A 22900-nucleotide genomic window follows, 5' to 3' on the forward strand; every position below is an offset into this window, starting at 1 on the left:
TAATCAGTTTTGCCGGGCTACCGCGGTGGTCGTTTGTCGTAAAACTGGATAGGCTGAGACTGTGCTGAGACAGGGGCTTGCGCACCCAGGAAACTAACGGGTTCGTCCTGCCACTCGCGATCGAGCGCCTCACCATCGATCTTCGAGTCTGGAACATGCGCGGATGGTGTAACGTCCAGCGATGCCTCGCCGGCGAGCGGCAACAAAGCGGCTACCACTGCAAAGTACGCGCTACCGCGCTCGGCGAGCTTCGTCGCAATTTGCCGGTTGATGTCGGCGATTTCAGCTAGCAGCGACCGGGCCTTGGCGGGTGTTTCCTGTGCGAGGAATTCCAGGAAGACGGGAAGATAGTCAGGCAACTCGCCTCTGCCAAGAAACAGTCCTTTTGCTTCGTACATCGCAAGTAAATCGACCATGGCTTGTCCCCGCTCGCGTGACTCGCCATGGACGTGTTCGAACAGGTAAAGGGACATTGCCCGCCCTCGATCAAACGTTTCCACGTAGTCTTCCTGCAGGTCCAGCAGTGGTCGCGACGCCAACTGGTCGACCAGCGCGATCAGAGCGTCACGTGTGGCGGGTGCAAAGGCCCGATGACGTGCCATTGAAGTACGAATCTCGGCCAGCCCCTCAACGAGAGATTCATCCGGGTAGTCGAGCAGCGCGCTCAACATGCTGAAAATCGATCCGTTGTTGTCCATTACTCACCCGCCGCGCGAATTGGAATCGTCTTTCGATCCTTGCCGATGCCTTTGCGGCCTCCGAACAAGCTGGTTTCAGTCGTGCCATCCGAACACCCATTGCCGAACGAAAAGCCACACGATGCGCGCAGGTCGAAAGCATCCTCGGCATATTCCCGGTGTGCCGTCGGGATGACAAAGCGGTCCTCGTAATTGGCGATCGCAAGATAGCGATACATCTCGTCAACTTGCGCGCTGCTCAGATCGACTTCGGCGAGCAGTTCGGGAGTTTCACGACGCTCGACATGGCGCTCACGCATAAATGCGCGCATGGCGAGCATTCGCTTGAGCGCCAGGCGCACGGGCGCTTCGCGTCCCGCCGTCAACAGGTTGGCCAGATATCGCAAGGGGATGCGCAACGAATCGACATCGGGGAGCAGTCCTTTCATGCCGAGGCGGCCGTCGTTGGTGGCCGAATTAATGGGTGACAGGGGAGGGACATACCAGACCATCGGCAAGGTCCGGTATTCGGGGTGCAGCGGGAAGGCGATCTTCCACTCCATCGCCATTTTGTACACCGGCGAATGACGCGCCGCTTCAAGCCAGTTGTCCGGCACGCCATCGCGAGCGGCCTGCTCACGCACGGCCGGATCATTTGGATCGAGGAAGATGGAAAGCTGTGCTTCGTACAAATCTTGCGGATCCGCAACCGATGCGGCTTCTTCGATCCGGTCGGCGTCATACAGCAGGACGCCGAGGTAGCGAATCCGGCCGACGCACGTTTCCGAGCACACTGTCGGCTGGCCTGCCTCAATGCGCGGATAGCAAAAGATGCACTTCTCCGATTTGCCGCTTTGCCAGTTGTAGTAGATTTTCTTGTAGGGGCATCCCGACACGCACATGCGCCAGCCTCGGCACTTGTCCTGATCGATCAGGACGATGCCGTCTTCCTCGCGCTTGTAAATCGCGCCGGAAGGACAGGAGGCGACGCATGCAGGGTTCAGGCAGTGCTCGCAGAGTCGCGGCAGATACATCATGAAGGTGTTCTCGAACTCCCCGTAGATGTCCGTTTGCACCTGGTCAAAGTTGTAGTCCTGCTTACGCTTTTCGAATTCGCCGCCGAGGATTTCTTCCCAGTTGGGGCCCCATTCGATTTTCTCCATCCGCTCGCCGGTGATCAGCGATCGCGGCCGGGCAACCGGTCCAACCTTGACGTCCGGTGCGTCGTGCAAATGCGCGTAGTCGAAGGTGAATGGTTCATAGTAGTCGTCTATTTCCGGCAGGTTCGGGTTGCCGAAAATAGTCGCGAGCACACGCCACTTACTACCGGCGCGAAGCTCGATCTTGCCGTTCGTCTTGCGCTTCCACCCACCGTTCCAGCGATCCTGGTTTTCCCAGTCCTTCGGGTAACCAATGCCTGGCTTGGTCTCGACATTGTTGAACCACGCGTATTCCATCCCTTCGCGTGAGGTCCAGACGTTTTTGCAAGTGACCGAACACGTATGGCAGCCGATGCATTTGTCCAGATTCATGACCATGCCGATCTGAGCGCGGATTTTCATTTTTTATCTCCTGACTCATCGTTGGCCATCGCAAGCGTCGGGGCGCCATGGGCGAGGGTGTGTTGATGACGGGCAGCCTCTGCCGGCGAGAGCACTGACGATGGGGTCGACTCATCCTTCCAGTCGACTGTGTTCATTTTGCGTACGATCACAAATTCGTCGCGATTGGAGCCGACCGTGCCGTAATAATTGAAGCCGTAGGAGAGCTGCGCATAACCGCCGATCATGTGGGTCGGCTTCGGCATGATGCGCGTGACCGAATTGTGGATCCCGCGTACGCCGGTGACTTCGGACCCAGGCGTGTTAATGATCTTTTCCTGCGCGTGATACATCATGACGGCGCCCACGGGGATACGCTGACTGACAACCGCCCGAGCGGTCAGCGCTCCGTTCACATTGAAGGCTTCGATCCAGTCGTTATCGACCACGCCAATTTTTCTGGCATCGATCTCGGAGATCCAGACGATCGGGCCGCCGCGCGAGAGCGTCAGCATCAACAGATTGTCGGTGTAGGTGCTATGAATTCCCCATTTTTGATGAGGAGTCAGAAAGTTCAGTGCAATTTCGAGGTTCCCGTTCGAGCGGCTGCCCGCCATGCCTACCGTACTGCGCGTATCGATCGGTGGTTTGTAGACGCACAGCGACTCGCCAAAATCGCGCATCCATGCGTGATCCTGATAAAGCTGTTGGCGTCCCGAAAGGGTGCGCCATGGAATCAGTTCATGCACGTTCGTATAGCTTGCACTGTATGAGACATGCTCGGATTCGATCCCGCTCCACGTCGGAGACGAAATGATTTTGCGCGGCTGCGCCTGAATATCGCGAAAGCGGATTTTTTCGTCCTCGCGTGCGCGCGAGAGATGGGTGTGATCGATGCCAGTGAGTGCCGACAGAGCCTGCCAGGCTTTGACCGCGACAGCGCCGTTGGTTTCGGGAGCAAGCGACAGAATCACCTCGGCAGCATTGATTGCCGAAAGAATCTGAGGACGTCCGTGTGACATACCTTCTTCAGTGACCGGATAATTCAATGCGCGAAGCTGTTCGATCTCTTCGCCGGTTTGCCATGTGATGCCCTTGCCGCCGTTGCCGAGCGATTCGAGAAGAGGGCCGAGAGAGGTGAACTTGCGATAGGTGTTCGGATAGTCCCGCTCGACGGTCACGACGCTCGCCATCGTTTTGCCCGGAACCGGATCGCATTCGTCGTGGCCCCAGTCAGCGATCCCATCGGTTTGAGCGATTTCCCCCGGACTGTCATGCTGAAGCGGCGACAACACCACATCGTGTTCTATGCCGAGATGACCAACGGTCAATTCAGAGAACTTGTGCGCGATGCCCTTGTAGATATCCCAATCGCTCTTGGATTGCCACGCGGGATCGACGGCTGCGGATAGCGGATGGATGAACGGATGCATGTCGGACGTGTTCATATCGTCCTTTTCGTACCAGGTTGCCGTCGGCAAGACGATGTCCGAATAGAGGCACGTGGTCGACATTCTGAAGTCGAGTGTCACTACCAGGTCGAGCTTGCCCTGCGGCGCTTTATCGTGCCACTTCACTTCTTTCGGCAAGATCCCGGCGCTTGCGCCCAGGTCTTTTCCCTGCACGCCATGCTCGGCACCAAGCAAATGCTTGAGGAAATACTCGTGCCCTTTACCCGACGAGCCGAGCAGGTTCGAACGCCAGACAAACAGGTTTCTCGGAAAGTTCTCCGGTGCGTCGGGATCTACGCATGACATTTCAAGCGAGCCGTCCTTGAGTCCATTTGCGACGTAGGCGGCGGCATCCGACCCGGCTGCCGCGCGGCCGACCTCAAGCGGGTTGGTCTTGAACTGCGGTGCGGAGGGCAACCAGCCCATGCGCTCGGCCCGGACGTTGTAATCGATCGGGCTCTCGGCAAACTGGCTGCCATCGACCAGCGGCGAGAGCAGCTCGGTAACCCTCATGGTTTCATAGCGCCACTGGTCCGTATGCGCGTAGAAAAATGAGGTCCCGTTCATGAAGCGCGGCGGCCTGTGCCAGTCGGTTGCGAACGCAAGCGGCAACCATCCCGTTTGCGGGCGAAGCTTTTCCTGGCCGACATAGTGAGACCAACCGCCACCCGATTTCCCGATACACCCGCACATGACAAGCAGGTTAATGATCGAGCGATAGCTCATGTCCATGTTGAACCAGTGGTTCAGTCCGGCGCCGAGGATCACCATCGATTTGCCCTCGGTCTTGTGGGCGTTGTCGGCAAATTCGCGCGCAACGGCGATGACCTCATGTCGCTTGACGCCCGTAATCTTCTCCTGCCAGGCCGGGGTATAGGGCACGTCGTCGTCGAAGCTGGCCGCGACATTGGCGCCGCCCAGGCCCTGATCTACGCCATAGTTGGCAATGAACAGGTCGTACACCGTGGCGACGAGCACGTCGCCATCGCGAGTCGTCACCTTACGCACACCGACGCGGCGCGGCAATACGCTGGCATGGCCTGTATGAGTAAAGTGAGTATGTTCGACGTTGCCGAAATACGGGAAGGCGACATCGATCACCTCATGGTGATCCTCGACAAACGACATCACCGGTCGAATCGGCGTACCTTGCGCATCCTCTTCTTTCAGATTCCATTTGCCGGCATCGCCACCTTCCTTTTGGCCCCAGCGAAACCCGATCGATCCAACCGGGGTGACGAGCTTTCCACTCAGTTCGTCGATGGCCACTGTTTTCCATGCGGCGTTGTTATCTTGACCCAATGCGTGGTCGAACTCGTCTGATCTCAGCAGACGCTCCGGCACAAAGTGCTCGCCCTGTTTAACGATCCGCACGAGGAGCGGCATGTCGGTATAGCGACGGCAGTAGTCCGCGAAATATGCGCTCTTGCCCGCAACGTGGAATTCCGTGAGCACGACATGGCCCATGGCAAGACCGAGCGCGGCATCGGTGCCTTGCTTCGGGTGCAGCCAGATGTCGCCGAACTTGGCGCCTTCCGCATAGTCCGGGAAGATCGACACGACTTTGGTGCCGCGATACCGTACTTCGGTCATGAAGTGCGCGTCGGGGGTGCGCGTTTGCGGTACGTTGGACCCCCACATCATGATGAAGGTCGAGTTGTACCAGTCAGCTGATTCGGGAACGTCGGTCTGCTCGCCCCAGGTTTGCGGCGAGGCGGGTGGCAAGTCGCAGTACCAATCGTAGAAGCTCAGGTTGACGCCGCCGATCAACGAGAGATAGCGGCTGCCTGCCGCGTAGGAAACCATCGACATGGCGGGTATCGGCGAAAACCCCACCACCCTGTCCGGACCATGCCGCTTGATGGTGTGGATATTCGCCGCCGCGATGATCTCGTTGACCTCGTCCCAGCTTGAACGAACGAAGCCACCGAGACCACGGCGACGCGTATACGAGGCACGGGCTTGCTGGTCATCGACGATAGCGCTCCATGCTTGCACGGGCTCCAGCGTCAGTCGTTTTTCGCGCCACAGCCTGAGCAGCGTGCTGCGGATCAGCGGATATTTAAGACGGTTTGCGCTGTAGAGGTACCAAGAGTACGACGCGCCGCGCGCACAGCCTCGCGGTTCGTGATTCGGCATATCTGGACGGGTGCGCGGATAATCGGTTTGCTGGGTTTCCCACGTGACAATCCCGCTTTTGACGTAAATCTTCCAGGAACACGAGCCGGTGCAATTAACGCCATGGGTAGAGCGCACGATCTTGTCATGCTGCCAGCGCTGCCGGTAGGCATCTTCCCACCCACGATCTTCCTGGGTCGTCATTCCGTGACCTTCCGAGAAGGTCGGCCTCGAAGTGGAGAAGTATTTCAGGCGATCAATAAAATGGCTCATCCGATCTACTCCTAACGTCCGGTTTGCGCGAAGTTTATGCATAAAATATGCATTTCTTGTGTATTTTTATGGTGGTAGTAGCCCCGTTTGAAGGGGCTACGGGAAAACGTGCCTAAGAACGAGGGTGACGTTTTCTGTTTTTTTAAAAATTAATTTTAGTTCGTATTGCGAAGAGAATCCTGTTTCTGGTTATGAACGCTCCAGATTTGCGCGCTTAGCCAGGCAGGTCACGTACGCCTATTTCGACCAGTTTGCTGTGACCGAAACCGCGCGTGTAATCGATCACGCTGACGACGATCGGAACAAGTTTGACGAAGACAACCTGGCCCGGCTCGGCGGGAGGTGACATGTCCCATGCTGTCGGGAAACGCGCGAGGAGCCGGTCCATCGCACGCGCACGTTCTGGCGAATCATCTGCCAGTATGTGCGCAGTCGCAGCCATGGAAAGACCTCTGATCTGTTCCCAATCGTTGTATGCCATGTTGATGGTCAGCGATACTTTGCTGCATCGCAGAATATTTTTGATTTTTTGACTGGTGCGCGCCGTTCCGAAGAAGAGAGTCAGGCCATCGTTGGCGTAGCCGATCGCATTGGCTTGTGGATAGCCGTCCTCGCGCAGCGTTGCCAGAGACAGATCACGTCCTGTTTCGATGATCTCCAATATGAGTTGTCTCAGCTTCGCATCCATCGATGTGTCTCCTTGCCGCGCGAAGCGGGTTGTGTCTCATCAATGGTCGTAGCTTCGCTCCGTACCGGGTACCTTCGTTTGACCTATGTCAAGTCGCTAACGATCCGTTACCAACCGCGTCTCGCCATCGCTGGCGTGTCTATATATCACAACGTGATTTAATGTAAAGTATCGTTTCGGGGGTGTTAACCAGGCTTTCCATCAACTCGTGGCGCGATCAGATAGGGCACGTATTTCAGCAAATAAATGACTAGTGCCGCGAACCAGCACAGCCCCGCTGTGTCGATCCAGACTTGCGCCGTGCCGCCTCCCAGCCACGGTCCGAAGACGCGCAGAAGGCCTGCTGCGATGATTAATCCGTAGCTCGCGATCTCCGCCCGGCCCGCAACAATCGGCCGGCCGGTATGTCCGAGCGCGGTACGGGTGATCATCGCGATGATGGCGCAGCCAATCGCACCGACGCTGAACGCGTGGAGCGCAAGCGTGTGCGGCACGGCGCCAAGGGCTGCCAGCGCGAGCATGACGAATCCTGCGGGGATCCACACATAGGCGACATGCAGGATCAAGAGAATGGGCCGCATTCCGAGTCGCCACGAGCGCCATCCCGCGGCCCTGACGCCATGAACTACCGCCGCAGTGCACGCGCATGCCGCGATCAGCAAGGGCGGTGTCGGGAGCGCATCGGCGAGAAAGGTGATTACGACGACCGGCGCGGCGAGGGTCTCGATCAGTTTCCAGCGTTTTATTGAGAAACCGGGAATGGCATTCGCCGTGAACATCGGTACCACGCGCCCCGCGATTACAGTGACAAACATAACCACGAGTCCAACCGAGGCGTATGCGTCGCGCAATGCGAGGTCGCCACGGCCTTGCCACGCCCACCAATGGAAAAGTGCGTTTAATACCCCGAAGAGCGCCAACGCAACAGGCAGGAATAAGTTGCGACGATTATTTGCGGCGATCAACACCCGCAACAACACGACGGCAACGATCGGCAGGAAGGCGCAATCCACGACTGCTGCGACGGGCTCCGGGCCGGTCCAGACCAGTACACGCCCAGCCGCCCAAAGGAGCCAGAGCCACGCGAGCGACGAGCCTCGTGGCGTGTCGAGCGAGGTCCACGCGCGCACGGCTGTCAGCAGGAAGCCCACCACGATTGCGGCAACAAAGCCGAAGATCATTTCGTGAGCATGCCAGAGGAGGCCACTCAGGGCTGCAGAACGACCTGCGACTAAATAGCCGTGAAGGGCGAACACCCAGAACGCGATGGCAAGCGAGCCGAAGAAGGCCCCGCCAAGGTAGAACGGTCGAAATCCGAGCCGAAGGACTGCCAAGTCTGATGCTTCTTGGTGTGGTGGGTCGGCGACTGGTTCGGTGACTCTCATTGCAGCTCCTACAAAGCATGCATTCTAAATATATCTTAATGTGTATTTGACTGCGAAGGGGAAAGATCTTCGCGCTTCAAGTTCGATTGCAGGCAGATGGTTTCGGCGGCACTTGGCAAGTCTTGGAGCCGGCAGCGAAAAGCCCCGATGGGTCGCTTGCTGTGCGCAGCCGCCGCCTACATGCCGCGGGGAAGTCGATGCAAGCGATTGAGCACTCGGCCCACCGCCGGCTTCAACGTCTTCAGCGAGCTTTCAGTCGTTCATGTCGTTCCGCACATCTAGTGGATCGCCTTATTGCAACAGAAGTCGTAAATGGTCTATGCATGCTGCGAGCCACCGCTCACTCATTGCTCGGGAGGGGCTTATAGTCCGATATTTTGAACACGGCGACGGTCGCCTTCAGGTCGCGGCCCTGTTCTTCGAGTGACTGCGCGGCCGCCGCCGCTTCTTCGACGAGCGCGGCGTTCTGTTGGGTCACTTCGTCCATCTGCGTGAGCGCCAGTGCAACGCCGATCTTTGCCGAACTCTGGCTGATTTCCGCCATCGTGGCGACAACACGGCTCACAACTTCGTTGCCCGCCGCCGCCGTGTCCGCAGCACTCAATGCAAGTGCACCGGCCTGCCGCGCATTGTTGGTGTTCTGTCTTACGGTGCCGGTCAACTCTTCCATACTGGCCGCCGTCTCTTCTAGCGACGCTGCCTGTTGCTCGGTGCGTTGCGACAGGTCAAGATTGCCAGATGCAATCTGGCTGGATGCTGTACCGATACTTTCGGATGCGGCACGAATGCGCTGAACGATGCCCGCCAGCGAGCGATTCATCGCGAGGACGGACCCCATCAGCTCGCCAAATTCGTCGACGCGGGATACCGTTAGCTCCGCGCTCAGATCACCTTGCGCAATTCTCGCCGCTAATTGATTGACTTCGAGCAAAGGGCTGCGAATTGATCGGATCAGTGCAGCAGCACCGGCAAGTACGCTAAGCGCGAGGATCACAATCAGTATCGCTGTTGTCGCAACAATGGTGTATTGCTGACGCTCGAAATTTTCCTGGGCCATCGCCAACTGCTGCTCCTGCAGTTCCACGAATGTCCTGATCGCCTTACCGTAAGCAGTCTGAATCGGCACGTATTCTTCGTTCAACATGGCAAGCGCCGCCGGCTTCCCGGCCTCGTTGGATCGCATTGCCACGATCTTGTCGCGGGTTGCCAGTACCTGCTTGCGCAACTCGGCGACAGTGTCGAGTTGCTTGCGGTCAGCAGGCGTGTGCGCGAGGGTGGCTATCGTTTTCTGCACTCCGACGATCTGAGAAATTGTCGCGGCGTTGTCGTGGTTGAAGACGTCTGATAAAGCCGGATCGGCGCTAATAATCATCGCCTGGGTGCGCAATGCCGCGGTGTCCGCGAGTTTCGACCAAGCGTAGGCTGCAGTCACTTTGCCCGACAGTATCTTCAGCGCGATTTCCCGTTGCGCCTCCATGCTCGCGAACCGCCACATCGACAGGCCGACGACGCCAAAAATCAGCACAAGCAGCAACGCAGTTGAAATCCAGAGTTTGGTGGCGAGTTTCATGCAACCTTTGTTCTATGAGCTGTCGCGCAAGGGGCAACTGCGTTTAAGTAGGCCCGCTCAACATGTCCCAGCGGGATTACCGCGAGGATGGCGGTGCGTGGGACACCATTAGATGCGAGACGAAGACATGCGGGACTTACTGAAGATCACGCTCCGGCGCTCGAAAGCACTCGCAGCCGGGGCCGGCGCGCAAGGCCGCCGCCCATACGCCGAGCGGGTGGCAGCTGCCCGCTCCACAACACGATTCCATTCGCGGACACGCTGTCACAATGAAGCTTCGCGCACGCATGTAGCCGCGATGCCTGCCTGGTAACGAGCGCCGTGGTCACGTGCACGGCAGTTTCAAAGCAAGGTCATCTCTTGTCATGCCGGCTCCATGCCGTGACGAAGCTTGGCGGATCCGGCCTCGGGGGAGGCCAGAAACGAGAGCAGCGCCCTCGAGGCATCTTTTTGTCTGGATGCTGTGCATATGGCCGCCGAAAAAACCGTGATGATCTGGATTTCGGATGGCAAAGAGCCTACGACATCAATGCCTGGTAGATGCATCAACTCGCTCAATTGCTGGAAACCAAGCTCGACATCGCCGCGGGCGACAAGCGTGCCTACCGGGACGCCTGGCGGTGCCTGCACGGTGCGCGCCGCGATGGTTTCAGCAATGCCCCAGCGCTCGAACAGACGGCTCAGGTGCGAACCGCTGGGACCTGTCGAATAGCCGATGGTGCGCGCGGCCAGAATGGCATCGCGAACGGCCGCTTCGGAGCCGATTGCGGGTCGCGGCGCCCCAGCCGCCACCGCAATCGCCACGCCCGAACGGGCCAGGTCGACCCGACTGGCCGGATCGACCAGGCCGCCTACGGCGAGCCGGTCGATCGCGTCCGCCGCGAGCACGACGATATCGAATTGCTCGTCTTCCTGAACGCGCCGGGCAGCGGCGACGCCGCCGACCGACTCGATGACCACCGTGCACCCCGATCGTCGCTCATAATCTTCGACCAATTCTGCCAGCACCTGACGCGTAGCCATCGATGAAATACCGGTGATCTTCTTGCGCATGTTTTGATCAATGACCATTTGACCGCCGTTATCAGTCGATATAGCGCAGACCGGCCTGTTGCAATGGCTCGCGCATGTTGTACATATCGAGGCCGAGCACACCCGAGGCCAGTTTGGCGCGCTTCTCGCCTTCGTTGGCTTCTCGGGCGGTGGCCTTTTCGAGAACCTTCTGCGCCCATGCTGCGGGCACCACGACCACACCGTCGTCGTCCGCCACGACGACGTCGCCAGGCGTCACCAATGCCCCGGCACATATCACGGGAATGTTCACGGACCCGAGCGTCGCCTTGACCGTTCCTTTGGACGAGATCGCGCGGCTCCACACCGGGAAGTTCATCTGCGCCAGCACGCGCACGTCGCGCACGCCTGCGTCGATGATGAGTCCTCGTGCGCCGCGCGCCTTGAAGCTCGTCGCCAACAGGTCGCCGAAAAAGCCATCGGTGGAATCGGCCGTGACGGCGGCAACGACAACGTCGCCCGGCCGAATCTGTTCGGCTGCGACGTGCAGCATCCAGTTATCGCCCGGCTGAAGCAGGACCGTGATCGCCGTTCCCCCCGCCTGCGCGCCGTTGTAGATTGGACGCATATAGGGTTTCATCAGGCCCACGCGTCCCATGGCCTCGTGGACGGTTGCAGAACCGAGCGCACCCAGTCCGGTGGCCGCATCGCTGTGCGCTCGCGCAATGTTGCGATACACGACTCCAAGCTCATACATGATCAATGTCCTTTCGTTCTGAGTGCTGCATCGAGGCGCGGGTAGACACGGCGCGCATTCCCCTCGTAAATCTTGTACCGCTCGTCGGCATCGATATGCGCGGCCTCGATGTAGCGCTTCGTGTCGTCGAAATAGTTTCCCGTCTCCGGATCAATGCCGCGCACCGCGCCAATCATCTCGCTCGCAAACAGGATGTTGTCCACGGGAATCACGCGCGTGAGCAGGTCGATGCCCGGCTGGTGATAAACGCAGGTATCGAAGAAGACGTTATTGAGCAGATGATCTTTCAGCAATGGCTTTTTCAGCTCCTGCGCGAGCCCGCGGAAGCGACCCCAGTGATATGGCACGGCGCCGCCGCCATGCGGGATCACGAAGCGCAAGGTTGGAAAGTCGCGGAACAGGTCCGAGGTCAGGCATTGCATGAAGGCGGTCGTGTCCGCGTTCAGGTAGTGCGCGCCCGTGGTGTGAAAACACGCGTTGCAGCTCGTGCTCACGTGGATCATTGCGGGGATGTCGTACTCGACCATCTTCTCGTAGATCGGATACCAGTAGCGATCCGAGAGCGGCGGGCTCGTCCAGTGACCGCCCGACGGATCGGGATTCAGGTTGATCGCCACGTTGCCGTACTGCTCCACGCACTTGACGAGCTCGGGGATGCAGGTGGCCGTATCAACGCCCGGGCTTTGCGGCAGCATTGCGGCGGGGATGAAGTGATCGGGGAATAACTGGCTCACGCGAAAGCACAGTTCGTTGCAGATCGCAGCCCATGTGCTGGAAACTTCAAAGTCGCCGATGTGATGCGCCATGAAGCTCGCCCGCGGGCTGAAGATGGTGAGGTCGAGGCCGCGCTCGCGCATGAGCTTTAACTGGTTGCCCTCGATCGACTCGCGCAGCTCATCGTCGCCAATCTGCAATTCGGACGCCTTCGGTCTCTCCGACGGATTGCTGATGCCAGCGATCTGGCGGTTGCGCCACGCCTCCAGCGCCTTCGGCGCGGTGGTGTAGTGGCCGTGAATGTCGATGATCATCGTCGCTCCAACTAGTTGAATTCCCGGCGCGATTACCCGAGTGGTATGCGCGCCAACTTCATTAGTACACCTTGTTCGCCTGCAGAGGCACCTCGTCCTAAAACGAATGCTGCATGCCGACACCGTAGGTACTGCCCGACGGATTGGCCGTCAGCTTGTCGTAGGAATAGACCGCATACACATACGTGCGCTTGGACAAAATGTATTCATATGCGACAGATCCGGTGTTGCGCACGTTGCTATGGTTCAGTGGCGCGCTGTGCTTCGTGCGCGCCCATTCGGCGAGGATCAGGTTCGACGGGGACAATGGCACCGAGACGCCCAGTTCATACGTATGCGAGCCGGTCTCGACATCGTTGTTACTGGTCATCTGCGCGGCTCCATAGACCTTGACGAGTTTTGCATCGTATGCGGCGCCTGCGAGATACAGATATTGTCCGCTCGACGGCGCGACCGCAGCCGCCCGTGCACGCTGCGCCGAGAGCACGGCTGTGAGCGGACCGCTTACGTATGTCAGATGCAAACCAATATTGTCCTTCCCCTGCTGACCCGTAGTGCTGCTGACGCCGTAGATCGCCGTGCCGGTGAGTCCGCCATAGTTGGGCGAAACATATTCGACGGCGTTTGCCCAAACGGTGTCGCCGATTTGCGTATTGTTGTAACTTGCCGTGTACGACTGCACGATCAATGGCGAAAACACCACCGATCCGCCGAACGGATTGACGAGGATCTGATTGAAATACGTCGGATTGGTTTGTTCACCAAATTTGAACGTGCCGTATGCGCCAGTCAAGCCGACATAGGCGTTGCGCGAGAACAAACCATCCGTCGTATTGCGCCCCATCTGCCCCGTGTTTGGCCTGAAGAAGCTTTCGAGCGCGAAGAACACCGCATTGCCGCCACCAATGTCCTCTTTGCCGCGCATGCCCCAAAAAGAAGTTGTCATTCCGCCGCCGCCTTCCTGTACCGTGCTCGAACGCGTGGTGCTCAGCTTCGAGCTATCGATATACATACCGATCAACCCATACAGCTGCACGGAAGAGCTTGACATCGACGCTGCGCCGGCCGCTGCCTGCGAATCGTCCGCATACGCGGCAGGTGCGACAAGCCCGCTTGCCGCGAGCAATGCCGTGCCGAGGCGGGTGGCGTTGAGTTTTGGAAGCCTGGGGGTTGCGCTGTTTTTTGCTGACTTCATGTTTCATCTCCAAACCAGTTTGTAGTTTTATGCGCGAGCGCCTCCCGCTGCGTGCACGAGCAGCACACGCAGACAGCGAAACACACGAGGGTTTTTCCCGCCGGCTAGCCGGTCATTCGATGTGACGGCGGGACAGTTCGGCGTTCAGTTTCGAACGGTCAAGCTCGTGCTCCCACGCGGACACCAACAAGGTGGCGACCCCGTTGCCGATGGTGTTGACAATCGCGAGCCCCGTTCCCATGAAGCGGTGAATGCCAAGGATCAGCACCATTCCGGACACCGGGATAATCGGGAAGACCAGCAGCGTCGAGGTCAGCATCACGAAGGCCGCGCCAGCCACGCCGCTCGCGCCTTTCGACGTCAGCGTCGCGACGCCCACGAGCGTCAGCTGCTGCGTGAGGCTGAGTTCAATGTTGAACGCCTGCGCGATAAACAGCACAGCCATCGTCAGATAGATGTTGGTGCCGTCGAGATTGAACGAATAGCCGGCTGGAATCACGAGACCCACCACCGATTTCGAGCACCCGAGCCGTTCGAGCTTTTCGAGCATCTGCGGGAGCGCGGCCTCAGACGAACTGGTGCCGAGTACGATCAGAACTTCTTCGCGGATATAGCTCAGGAAACGCAGAATGCTGAAACCGAGCAACCGGGAAATGATCCCGAGCACGACCAGCACGAAGAAGGCGAGTGTCAGGTAAAACGCGCCGATCAGCTTCAGCAGCGGCAGTACGGCGCCGATGCCATAGGTGCCGATCGTGAACGCGATCGATCCAAACGCGCCGATCGCCGCAACCTTCATGATGATGTGGACGATGCCGAAGAACGTGTGTGCAAAGCGGTCGATCATGCGGACTAGTGGCCGGCCATATTCGCCCGTGGCCGCGAGCGCGGCGCCGAACAGCACCGAGATCAGGAGAATCTGCAGCACGTTACCGGTCGAGAATGCACTGACGACGGTGTCGGGAATGATTTGCATCAGAAACTCGACCGTGTTCTGTTGATGCGCGGCAGTCGTGAATCCGGCGAGCGCTTTGGTATCGATCGTTGCGGGATCCAGATTGAAGCCGGTGCCGGGATGAAACAGATGCCCGGCCACGAGCCCGATCACGAGCGACAGTGTCGACACGATTTCGAAATACAACAGCGCCTTGCCGCCGACACGCCCGACCTTCTTTATGTCGCCCATGCCGGCCATGCCGGAGACGACGGTGCAGAAGATGATCGGGCCGATCACCATCTTGACGAGCTTGATGAACGCGTCGCCGAGCGGCTTCATCTGCACGGCGAGCGACGGCATGAAATGACCGAGCAGTACGCCGAGAAAGATCGCGACTAATAAATGGAAATACAGCGTGCGGTAGAACGGTTTCTTCGAGCTTCGTGCGGGGGGCGTCATGACGGCACTGTCATTCATGGCGCTGCTCCCAGATAAGCCAAATGGGCCGGATGGGCCACGTGGCGATGCGTATCGGTCATGCTTGTCTCCTGACTGGAAGGGTGGTGGAAAACCGGTCGATTCGGGATTTCCGCCTGACTGCCATTCTTGGTGTGGCAGTTCAAAAGTGAGTGAAGCGAACGGTTCGCTCAGAATCCGTAAAGCCGTGCCGGGTTCGTGACGAGCAGTTGTTCGCGCAGCGCCGCGTCCGGGCAGAAGCGGAACAGCAAATCGACCAGTTCACCGTCGTTCGGCATGTCGTGGCTGATGTTCGGATGCGGCCAGTCGGTGCCCCACAGGACCCGGTCGGGCGCGGCTTCGATCAGCGTGCGCGCGAAGGGAATTGCATCGTCGAATGGACGGTGGCCCGCGGACACGCGTTCGGCTCCGCACACCTTGACCCATGCGAGCGGATTGCGCATCAATTCCAGAAGCTGGCGGAACGGCTGCTGATCGACACCGGCGTCGGCACGAACCCGGCCCATGTGGTCGATCACGAATGGCACTTTGATGCGTGCGATCCGTTCCGCGTATTGCAGGATGTCCTGCGCGTCGAGATGCAGCACGACGTGCCAGCCGAGCCGCTCGATACGCTCGAGCACGCTGTCGAAAACGTCGAGGTCGGGCGCACCGCCCAGATGTGCAACGAAATTGAAGCGCACGCCGCGCACGCCGCGCGCGTCGAGGTCGGCCAATTGTTCGTCGGTGACAGCGCCGTCGACGATCGCGACGCCGCGATAGCGTCCGTTGCCGCGTGAAATCGCATCCAGCATCGCGGTGTTGTCAGTGCCGTGGCAACTTGCCTGCACGATCACGCCGCGGCTCGCGCCGAGGAAATCGTGCAGCGCAACCAGGCGTTCGAACGGCGCGTCCGGCGGCGTGTAACTGCGCTCTGGCGCGTACGGAAAGACTTCGGCGGGGCCAAACACGTGGCAGTGCGCGTCGCAGGCGCCGGCCGGCAGGCGCTGGGCGGGCTGAACGGGAAGGGGATCGGGCGGCAGGCAGGATTTCATGGGCGTCGTCTCGATATCATTGCCGCAGGGCGCGGCTTTCTCTGGTTGAACGCATTGTGGCCGCGAGCCTGCGTCGCTACAATCTCAATACTCAACTAGCTGATATGTAAAATTCACATGGCTCACGGAAAATGGACTTGAAGCAGCTGGAGGCCTTCGTTCATGTCGCCGAACTCGGCAGTTTTACGCGCGCTGCGATTGCGCTCGACACCAACCAGCCCGCCTTGAGCCGGCTGGTGCGGCACCTGGAAGTGGAATTGCGGCACACGCTGCTCGAGCGCAACGGCCGCGGCGTATCGCTCACGCCCGCCGGTCAGCGGATGCTCGCGCATGCGAAGGGCATCTTGCAGCAAATTCAGCGCGCCTCGCAGGATCTGGATGCGTTGCGCGGCGCAGCTGGCGGCCATTTCGCCATTGGCATTACGCCGAGTTTTGCCAGGGTCGCTACGAATGAATTGGTGCGGGGTTTTCGCACTTCGTTTCCCGGCGCGACCATCTCGGTTGCGCAAGGCTTGTCGACCTACCTGGTCGAGTGGCTGATGATGGGACGTATCGACGTGGCGGTGCTCTATGACACGTTCGATACACCGCTGATCGACAAGCGAACCGTCTTCACTGAAGAACTGTTTTTGATTGGCCCGGACAATGGCACGGACGGCACCACGCACGACGAGACAGTGCGCGCGCCGCTAGCGGCGATCCCGTTGCGGGAAATCACGCGTTATCCGCTCGTGATTCCCGGTCGGATGCACGCGATCAGACGGATGGTTGAGGCGGCTGCCGCGGAGCAAGGCGTCAGATTGCGGATCGAACTGGAGGTCGATGCGGTGATTTCGATTCTCGATCTCGTCGACGAGGGCATCGGCTACGCGGTACTTCCACTTAACGCGACGACCAGTGATGCACTCAAGCGGCGCTTCCAGGTAATCCGCATTACCGAGCCGACGCTCTTCAGCCGTCTTGCGATCGCGACCAGTAGCAAGCACACCCTGTCGCAACTCGCAATCCAGGCTATCGCAATGCTCGAATCCAGAATATTGCCGCTCTACGGCACTGCTACCTGACCCTACGTTTACGTCGCACGTCCGCTCTCTTGGTCAACTCGACATCCCAAAGGGATTTCCTTCGGTAGTACTCGCCGTCGGATCCTCGCCATCGGTAGGGCGCTGGACGCGCAGATCGAGCGCGATATCGCGTCTGGACCAAAAGCGGTCAGCGCAGAGCAGGTTCGCGAATCGACCACCGTCGGCTGCATGAGCGTCGACTCGGCTTGGCTGAGCTTCAGCAGCAGCCCCAAGAGCCGCAAAGCGGCGCGCGACCTTGCCGAGCTGAAATCGCCTTGGGCGCAGAAGTTGACTCGGGATCGACATGTCAACATCGTTGCGGGCCGTGCAACTCTTGCTGATCGTACCCCGCGTCTCTACGCGTACGTGCATAAGATGGTGCCATCGGCGCCCGCGCGGCTGGACCAATTTCTTTTTGCAAGCGGCGTGGCTCCAGACGAGCGAGTCACCGTGATCAGCGATGACGCTGGCGAATTCGGCAAGGCTGTGGACGGCAACCAACTCGCCAGGGGAAGGATCCTGGACTGGTTTCACATCGCGATGAAGTTCAAGGCTGCCAAGAACTCGGTGTTAGGAAGCCAGACGATGGAGCCCCACGAGCGAATCGCTGTAGAGATAGAGATCGATCACGCCAAGTGGCTGGTCTGGCATGGAAAGAGCCGGCAATCGGTTTTCCGCATCAAAGCCTTGGATGCCACGCTGTTGGCAAGGGAAGGCTATGTGCACTCGACGTTGTACTGGAACCTGCGCCGCCTGTACTTCTACATCGGGCACAACGCGGGTACGCTGGTGAACTATGCAATGCGCTATCACAAGGGACTACCGATCAGCAGCAGCATTGCAGAGTCCGCGGTGAACCTGGTGGTCAGCCATCGCATGGCGAAGAGGCAACAAATGCGATGGACGGACGAGGGCGCGCACTGTCTGGCGCAAGTCAGAGTTGCCGTTCTCAACGAAGAATTTTCGGTTAAGAAACTTGTCGGGTTGACCGAGACTTCTGCAGTTGCAAACTCGCCGAACGCGCGCCGAGCAGCGTGAATTGACCTCCCACAGTTTGGTTCACTCTTCCTTGCACTAAGCCGTGGCGGCCTGACGAAACCGATCTCCCCCACTTTTGCACGCTCTCCCGCAGTCCTTCACCTTCTCACGTCACTCTGGCAAAGCAATGCAGTTCGTCAACAACAGAAAACCGCGTTTGAGCTTGTGCTCAACGGGGAGGCCCTTGTAGTACGATTTTTTCCGAATTCTGAGACGACCCCACTTACATCATGATTCCCCAGGCGCAGTCCTCGCTCCCCAAAGGATCGCTTGTGCAACGACCACGTTGTTCCCGTTGAAAGTCGCTGCGGGCGAGCCATAGAGTTGATACCCCAGCGCCAGCGCGTCCGAAACCCTATGGCAGAAAGCAGCGTCATCCATTCCGGTAAGAAGACGATAGCGTGGCAAGCCGTCAGGCGGCTCAGAAGACATAGCTGTGCTCCCAAATTTGATGTGCGGCATTGTGACAGCGAAGCGCTGCCTGAATATAAATGTCAATCCTCCCCGCCAGAATACATCGGGTCTCCGCTTTGATCGGCGGCTTTGTAGAGGACCGGCGGATTCCGTGAGGTCGAACCGGCCCAATCCACCGCCCGGGCCCGCGATGAACAGGGCGTTGGCGGACGTAATCCCGGTAACCCTCTTAGGCCAGCGTTTGCAGCAGTCTAAATCCTTCAGGCCAATCGCCCATATCGGTATCCGCGTTGAGATGCCCCTGTGCTCCAGCTTCGACGAGTACGCTACCCCACGCTTTAGCGCAGCGACGCGCATAGTCTGCGTCGCAATAGGGGTCGTTGGAGCTGGATACAACGATAGTAGGAAACGGTAGCTGCTCCGATGGCAAAGGCGCAAATCCGGTTGCGTCTGCTGCGGGAAATGCCGATGTGGCCGGGTCCGGCACGGCGACAAGCATCGCGCCACGGATCCGGGTTGAACGGCGAACCGCCCAATGCACGACCGCCAGGCATCCGAGACTGTGCGCCACGATGACGGTGTCCTCGCCGCTTTCTGCTACCTGTCGTTCGATTGCCGATACCCAATCGTCGCATACGACCTGATCCCAATCTTCGACAACGAGGCGACGCCAGTCTGGATGCGCCGTCTGCCACACGCTTTGCCAGTGCAATCGACCGGAATTGCCGATGCCGGGGACAACGAAAACGGGGTGATCCATCTGCCAGTTCTCCATCATTGAATGAGCATCCAGTGTAAAAGCGCGCGAATTCAGGCAACATCGAGAATCAAATGAATTAACGGCGCTGCACAATCAAATCGACTGGAGTTGGGGGTTCGTACAGATGAAACAAAAGCAGGTAACGTTGGACAGGCTTGACTGGGGGATATTGGAGGTGCTCCAACGCAATGCGCGCATCAGCAATACCGAGCTCGGAAAGCAGATTGGACTTTCACAGCCGGCTGTCACCGCCCGCATCAAAAGACTCGAAGAGCAAGGCGTAATCGAGGGTTACTCGGCGCGGATCAATCCTGGTCTAGTGGGCCGTGGTATCGCAGCGATCGTGCGGATCCGCACAACCCACGCTGAGATAAAACGTTGCCTGAGCGCGTTCGAAACGATGGCTGAGATCGTCGAGGCGCACCGGATCACTGGCGAAGACTGCTTCATGGTTCGCATTGTGGTCGAGGAGATGACGCAGCTCGAAGCGGCAATCGACGCGTTGGCCAGATTCGGACCAGTGACGACCTCAGTCGTGCTGGCGAGCTATCCACCGAAGACGATATGCGGATCGCAACGTTGAGTGGCTACCATGTGCAAATGCGAGCGTGCGTCGACGGCGGTTTGCGAACCGCTGGCAGGCAGCGGCGCGGCTTCCGCGTGTATCAGGTCAGCGGGTAAAGCGCACTGAATCCAAAATCGATAACAACTTCGGGGCTGATCGGACGTTGAAATCGTGCGTAGCGAGCATCCGCTCGAGGGTCGTCTCTGGCGAATGTGTCCACCTCTCATACGTAAGCCGTCATTTGATCGGCTCATTGCGAACTACGTTTCGGGTCGGATAAGCGCAGAGCGCAGAGATTCGTTCCAGCGGCTGCTCAGGAAGTCTATGAATGCCTTTGCGGCGGCTCCGATTGGCCGAGGAGGGCAGACACAATAGACACCGGTCTCCTTTCCGGTCCATTGCGGCAGTACTTGCACCAACTCGCCCGAACGTATTGACTCGGCCATTGTCACTTCAGAGTGAAAGGCGACGCCAAGTCCATCAACGCATAGTCGTTTGACTGCATCACCGCTGTCGGCCCGCGTACGTCCGCGCGGATGAAATGACCGCTCACCGGCATGGCTAGTCAGCCGCCAGATCTGACCGTCGTGATTTGCCGTTGAGACTAGACATTCGTGTCGATTAAGTTCCTCGATGTCCTTTGGAGCACCGTGTCGTTCGAGATAACAAGGAGCTGCAACCAGAATTCTGCGGTTTTCCAGCAACTTTCGAGCGATCAATGTCGAGTCCGGAAGGTGACCAATCCTGATTGCCACAGCGACGCCCTCGGCAACGATGTCTACATAGCGATCTGTCATGAGAAGGTCGAGCTGGAGTTGGGGGTAGGCTTGCATGAACGCTGACAAATGCGGCACTACTTGCTCACGGCCAAACGAAACCGACACACTGAGCTTAAGCGTACCGCGCGGCAAATGCTGCTCGTCTCGCGTCCGCTCATATGCGCCGCGCAAAAGGTCAAACGCCGCCCCGCAATCCGAAAAATAACGTTGCCCTGCATCGGTCAGCGACATCGCCCTCGTCGTTCGATTGATAAGCAGGACGCCCAGTTGCTCTTCGAGCGCCTTTACGAGTCGACTGACTGAGGACGGCGTCATCCTGAGTTCTTTCGCTGCCTTTGCGAAGCTTTGGTGTTCCACCACCGTGACGAATGCGCGCACAAGGTGCAGTGATGGTTCCTCCATTGGTTCTCCCCGAGAATGAATGTATTGGATTTGTAGTTATTATCATCCAGTTGGAGGATCAATAAAATCAGTGTTTTCTACGGAGAACATGATGAATCCTCAGAGCAACGCGGTTGTCTTCGCCGATCTTCATAAAGGGCCAAGTCCCCTTCGACTACCGAATGCCTGGGACGCAGGTAGCGCACGCTTGATTGAGAATCTCGGTGCCTCAGCGATCGCGACCACGAGCGCCGGCGTGGCATGGTCGATGGGTTACCGTGACAGAGATGCAATGCCGCTTGGCCAGCATCTTGCAAGCGTTGCAGCGATCGCCCGCGTAATCAATGTGCCCCTTAGCGTCGATATCGAAAGCGGCTACACCGGCGAAACTGAAGACGTCAGAAATACGGTCGGCCGGTTCATCGACGCTGGCGCGGTCGGCATTAATATCCAGGACGGACATTCGACTCCGGACGTACTGGCTGGGAAAATCGAAAGAGCGCGAGAGGCGGGCGAACGCTGTGGCGTTAGGATTTATATCAATGCACGCACCGATGTTTACGCTCTTGGTCTGGTGCCAACAGGGGACCGTGTTACTGAAGTTCTTGCGCGCGCAAAGCGATATGCCGACGCCGGGGCGGACGGATTGTTCGTGCTAGGCGTCGCCGCCCGCGCGGACATCAAGCAGATTGCGGCGGGAACTGACTTGTTGCTGAACGTAATTGCGTGGCCAGAACTGCCTCCTGCGACTGAATTGGCAGCACTCGGCGTGCGTCGGGTCAGCGTTGGCTCGTGGATTCCGCAGAGTCTTTGGGCGCACACGTCCACACTAGTGACAGACTTTCTCACCGACGGTAGATCGGAACCTCTGTTCGAGGGTGCCGCGCCCTATTCACAGGTCGATGCGTTATTTTCAAATTAACGCTTTTTGGTGGGCCCTTGATCATTGACGATCGATGAATTGCTGCGACTTATCTCGCGACACGGTCCGACCGCGCGCAGCTTTAACACCCTAATAATGAGAATGGCATGCGGGGTAGGAAGACCGCGCAAGCCGTGCCGCCGATCGCCGTCGAGCCCAGAGCGGCCAGGAGCAGCCATCGGGATTTGCTTCTATCTGGACAATCCAATGTCGTGCGCGCTCCGGCAACGGACATTCCCTGTCTCGTCGTACACCACGATGTTGAATCCTTCGCTTGGCGCGGGCGGGACGAAATAGCGGGTGATCAGCTCATACTGAGCTTCGGTCGTCTGGAATGGATGTTCGCCCAACGCGTTTCTCACCCTTAGCCGGGATTTGCAAATCTCATCGCTCACATCCAGATAGTGAAGCTGATGTTCGCAGCAGGCGGCCCGAAATAAAGAGTGCCCCCATGCACGAGTGTTGGCCGTGTTGAATGGGAAGTCCAGTACCACCGATATCCCGGCCGAGAGGATCGATTGAATGTGCTCGGTGAGGACCGTCTTGAGGCGTCCCGCGCAGCGCACATAGTCTGCCAGCGTATGAATTTCTTCCGGATAAAGACGCGCGATCCATACGTCTTCGCTGATCAAGACCGTCCGCTGAGAATTCACCAGGCGAGCCGTTAGCGTGGACTTGCCCGAGGCAATTTTGCCGCAGACCATATGGAGAGTGGCTGCGTTACAAGATCCAACACCGTCAAGAAACCTGCTCTCACTCATCATTTCCAGGCGCTCGAATTAGGGTGCCAAAGCATAAAGTAGCGCACGGAATGAGACAAGTAAGAGTCGCTCTG

The 22900-nt window shown here is 58.6% G+C and carries 20 protein-coding genes; 4 read left to right on the forward strand and 16 right to left on the reverse strand.

Going from position 1 to position 22900, the window contains the following annotated elements; translation table 11 throughout:
• Positions 1 to 17: 17 nt before the first annotated feature.
• The 12 genes from narJ to FH08_RS0135855 all read right to left on the reverse strand — a co-directional run bounded on the left by narJ (position 18) and on the right by FH08_RS0135855 (position 16142).
• On the reverse strand, positions 18 to 698 hold the full coding sequence (gene narJ, locus FH08_RS0135800) for a nitrate reductase molybdenum cofactor assembly chaperone (RefSeq protein ID WP_031362947.1): 681 nt from the start codon (positions 696 to 698) through the stop codon (positions 18 to 20).
• On the reverse strand, positions 698 to 2239 hold the full coding sequence (gene narH, locus FH08_RS0135805) for a nitrate reductase subunit beta (RefSeq protein WP_031362948.1): 1542 nt from the start codon (positions 2237 to 2239) through the stop codon (positions 698 to 700). The genes narJ and narH overlap by 1 nt, the downstream gene beginning before the upstream one ends.
• The gene (locus FH08_RS0135810; RefSeq protein ID WP_075583422.1) at positions 2236 to 6060 is read right to left on the reverse strand and encodes a nitrate reductase subunit alpha; all 3825 of its coding nucleotides are present in this window, start codon (positions 6058 to 6060) and stop codon (positions 2236 to 2238) included. Before FH08_RS0135810 ends, narH begins: the two co-directional genes overlap by 4 nt.
• A gap of 214 nt (positions 6061 to 6274) precedes the next feature.
• On the reverse strand, positions 6275 to 6748 hold the full coding sequence (locus FH08_RS0135815; protein WP_031362950.1) for a pyridoxamine 5'-phosphate oxidase family protein: 474 nt from the start codon (positions 6746 to 6748) through the stop codon (positions 6275 to 6277).
• 185 nt (positions 6749 to 6933) lie between these two features.
• On the reverse strand, positions 6934 to 8133 hold the full coding sequence (locus FH08_RS0135820) for an NnrS family protein (protein ID WP_031362951.1): 1200 nt from the start codon (positions 8131 to 8133) through the stop codon (positions 6934 to 6936).
• Positions 8134 to 8473: 340 nt separating this feature from the next.
• Positions 8474 to 9703 carry a HAMP domain-containing protein gene (locus FH08_RS0135825; RefSeq protein WP_031362952.1) on the reverse strand — a complete coding sequence of 410 codons (1230 nt, stop codon included), beginning with the start codon at positions 9701 to 9703 and terminating at the stop codon, positions 8474 to 8476.
• A 363-nt stretch (positions 9704 to 10066) separates the two neighbouring features.
• Positions 10067 to 10774: a substrate-binding domain-containing protein gene (locus tag FH08_RS0135830; protein ID WP_031362953.1), complete on the reverse strand. Its 708-nt coding sequence runs from the start codon at positions 10772 to 10774 to the stop codon at positions 10067 to 10069.
• Between the two features lie 13 nt (positions 10775 to 10787).
• Positions 10788 to 11471: a 4-carboxy-4-hydroxy-2-oxoadipate aldolase/oxaloacetate decarboxylase gene (gene ligK, locus FH08_RS0135835; RefSeq protein WP_031362954.1), complete on the reverse strand. Its 684-nt coding sequence runs from the start codon at positions 11469 to 11471 to the stop codon at positions 10788 to 10790.
• A gap of 2 nt (positions 11472 to 11473) precedes the next feature.
• On the reverse strand, positions 11474 to 12499 hold the full coding sequence (locus tag FH08_RS0135840) for an amidohydrolase family protein (RefSeq protein WP_031362955.1): 1026 nt from the start codon (positions 12497 to 12499) through the stop codon (positions 11474 to 11476).
• Positions 12500 to 12596: 97 nt separating this feature from the next.
• Positions 12597 to 13694 (reverse strand): porin, encoded by a 1098-nt coding sequence (locus tag FH08_RS0135845; protein WP_031362956.1) that lies wholly within the window; start codon positions 13692 to 13694, stop codon positions 12597 to 12599.
• Positions 13695 to 13806: 112 nt separating this feature from the next.
• Positions 13807 to 15108, reverse strand: a complete 1302-nt coding sequence (locus tag FH08_RS0135850; RefSeq protein ID WP_031362957.1) for a dicarboxylate/amino acid:cation symporter — start codon at positions 15106 to 15108, stop codon at positions 13807 to 13809.
• 170 nt (positions 15109 to 15278) lie between these two features.
• Positions 15279 to 16142 (reverse strand): amidohydrolase family protein, encoded by an 864-nt coding sequence (locus tag FH08_RS0135855; protein WP_031362958.1) that lies wholly within the window; start codon positions 16140 to 16142, stop codon positions 15279 to 15281.
• Positions 16143 to 16273: 131 nt separating this feature from the next.
• Here FH08_RS0135855 and FH08_RS0135860 point away from each other — a divergent pair, with 131 nt between their 5' ends.
• Positions 16274 to 17206, forward strand: a complete 933-nt coding sequence (locus tag FH08_RS0135860; protein ID WP_031362959.1) for a LysR family transcriptional regulator — start codon at positions 16274 to 16276, stop codon at positions 17204 to 17206.
• Positions 17207 to 17395: 189 nt separating this feature from the next.
• Positions 17396 to 18244: a hypothetical protein gene (locus tag FH08_RS49765; protein WP_051888782.1), complete on the forward strand. Its 849-nt coding sequence runs from the start codon at positions 17396 to 17398 to the stop codon at positions 18242 to 18244.
• Between the two features lie 228 nt (positions 18245 to 18472).
• On the opposite strand, the gene FH08_RS50840 is transcribed toward FH08_RS49765, so the two are convergent.
• Together FH08_RS50840 and FH08_RS0135870 are read right to left on the reverse strand one after the other, a co-directional pair.
• Positions 18473 to 18676 (reverse strand): DUF1737 domain-containing protein, encoded by a 204-nt coding sequence (locus FH08_RS50840; RefSeq protein WP_075583433.1) that lies wholly within the window; start codon positions 18674 to 18676, stop codon positions 18473 to 18475.
• 211 nt (positions 18677 to 18887) lie between these two features.
• Positions 18888 to 19418: an RBBP9/YdeN family alpha/beta hydrolase gene (locus tag FH08_RS0135870; RefSeq protein WP_031362961.1), complete on the reverse strand. Its 531-nt coding sequence runs from the start codon at positions 19416 to 19418 to the stop codon at positions 18888 to 18890.
• Between the two features lie 124 nt (positions 19419 to 19542).
• Here FH08_RS0135870 and FH08_RS0135875 point away from each other — a divergent pair, with 124 nt between their 5' ends.
• On the forward strand, positions 19543 to 20001 hold the full coding sequence (locus FH08_RS0135875; protein WP_031362962.1) for an Lrp/AsnC family transcriptional regulator: 459 nt from the start codon (positions 19543 to 19545) through the stop codon (positions 19999 to 20001).
• Positions 20002 to 20243: 242 nt separating this feature from the next.
• Here FH08_RS0135875 and FH08_RS0135880 read toward each other — a convergent pair whose 3' ends face one another.
• Complete coding sequence (locus tag FH08_RS0135880) at positions 20244 to 21164, reverse strand: LysR family transcriptional regulator (protein WP_051888783.1); 921 nt, start codon at positions 21162 to 21164, stop codon at positions 20244 to 20246.
• Between the two features lie 91 nt (positions 21165 to 21255).
• Between FH08_RS0135880 and FH08_RS0135885 the strand changes: the two genes are divergently transcribed.
• Positions 21256 to 22065, forward strand: coding sequence for an isocitrate lyase/PEP mutase family protein (locus FH08_RS0135885; RefSeq protein ID WP_031362964.1), 810 nt, complete (start codon positions 21256 to 21258; stop codon positions 22063 to 22065).
• A 191-nt stretch (positions 22066 to 22256) separates the two neighbouring features.
• On the opposite strand, the gene FH08_RS0135890 is transcribed toward FH08_RS0135885, so the two are convergent.
• A complete protein-coding gene (locus FH08_RS0135890; protein WP_051888784.1) occupies positions 22257 to 22829 on the reverse strand; it encodes an AAA family ATPase in 573 nt (190 codons plus the stop codon).
• Positions 22830 to 22900 lie beyond the last annotated feature (71 nt).

It is taken from the genome of Caballeronia sordidicola, from assembly GCF_000729995.1.
Taxonomy (GTDB): Bacteria; Pseudomonadota; Gammaproteobacteria; order Burkholderiales; family Burkholderiaceae; genus Caballeronia; species Caballeronia sordidicola_A.

Coding starts and splice junctions, on each gene's coding strand:
- FH08_RS0135890 (WP_051888784.1), bottom strand. CDS start 22,829: ATGATGAGTGAGAGCAGGTTTCTTGACGGTGTTGGATCTTGTAACGCA.
- FH08_RS0135850 (WP_031362957.1), bottom strand. CDS start 15,108: ATGAATGACAGTGCCGTCATGACGCCCCCCGCACGAAGCTCGAAGAAA.
- FH08_RS0135875 (WP_031362962.1), top strand. CDS start 19,543: ATGAAACAAAAGCAGGTAACGTTGGACAGGCTTGACTGGGGGATATTG.
- FH08_RS0135855 (WP_031362958.1), bottom strand. CDS start 16,142: ATGAAATCCTGCCTGCCGCCCGATCCCCTTCCCGTTCAGCCCGCCCAG.
- FH08_RS0135885 (WP_031362964.1), top strand. CDS start 21,256: ATGAATCCTCAGAGCAACGCGGTTGTCTTCGCCGATCTTCATAAAGGG.
- FH08_RS0135825 (WP_031362952.1), bottom strand. CDS start 9,703: ATGAAACTCGCCACCAAACTCTGGATTTCAACTGCGTTGCTGCTTGTG.
- FH08_RS0135810 (WP_075583422.1), bottom strand. CDS start 6,060: ATGAGCCATTTTATTGATCGCCTGAAATACTTCTCCACTTCGAGGCCG.
- FH08_RS0135830 (WP_031362953.1), bottom strand. CDS start 10,774: ATGGTCATTGATCAAAACATGCGCAAGAAGATCACCGGTATTTCATCG.
- FH08_RS0135845 (WP_031362956.1), bottom strand. CDS start 13,694: ATGAAGTCAGCAAAAAACAGCGCAACCCCCAGGCTTCCAAAACTCAAC.
- FH08_RS0135870 (WP_031362961.1), bottom strand. CDS start 19,418: ATGGATCACCCCGTTTTCGTTGTCCCCGGCATCGGCAATTCCGGTCGA.
- FH08_RS0135880 (WP_051888783.1), bottom strand. CDS start 21,164: ATGGAGGAACCATCACTGCACCTTGTGCGCGCATTCGTCACGGTGGTG.
- FH08_RS0135840 (WP_031362955.1), bottom strand. CDS start 12,499: ATGATCATCGACATTCACGGCCACTACACCACCGCGCCGAAGGCGCTG.
- narH (WP_031362948.1), bottom strand. CDS start 2,239: ATGAAAATCCGCGCTCAGATCGGCATGGTCATGAATCTGGACAAATGC.
- FH08_RS0135815 (WP_031362950.1), bottom strand. CDS start 6,748: ATGGATGCGAAGCTGAGACAACTCATATTGGAGATCATCGAAACAGGA.
- FH08_RS0135860 (WP_031362959.1), top strand. CDS start 16,274: ATGGACTTGAAGCAGCTGGAGGCCTTCGTTCATGTCGCCGAACTCGGC.
- ligK (WP_031362954.1), bottom strand. CDS start 11,471: ATGTATGAGCTTGGAGTCGTGTATCGCAACATTGCGCGAGCGCACAGC.
- FH08_RS49765 (WP_051888782.1), top strand. CDS start 17,396: ATGAGCGTCGACTCGGCTTGGCTGAGCTTCAGCAGCAGCCCCAAGAGC.
- FH08_RS0135820 (WP_031362951.1), bottom strand. CDS start 8,133: ATGAGAGTCACCGAACCAGTCGCCGACCCACCACACCAAGAAGCATCA.
- FH08_RS50840 (WP_075583433.1), bottom strand. CDS start 18,676: ATGTCTTCTGAGCCGCCTGACGGCTTGCCACGCTATCGTCTTCTTACC.
- narJ (WP_031362947.1), bottom strand. CDS start 698: ATGGACAACAACGGATCGATTTTCAGCATGTTGAGCGCGCTGCTCGAC.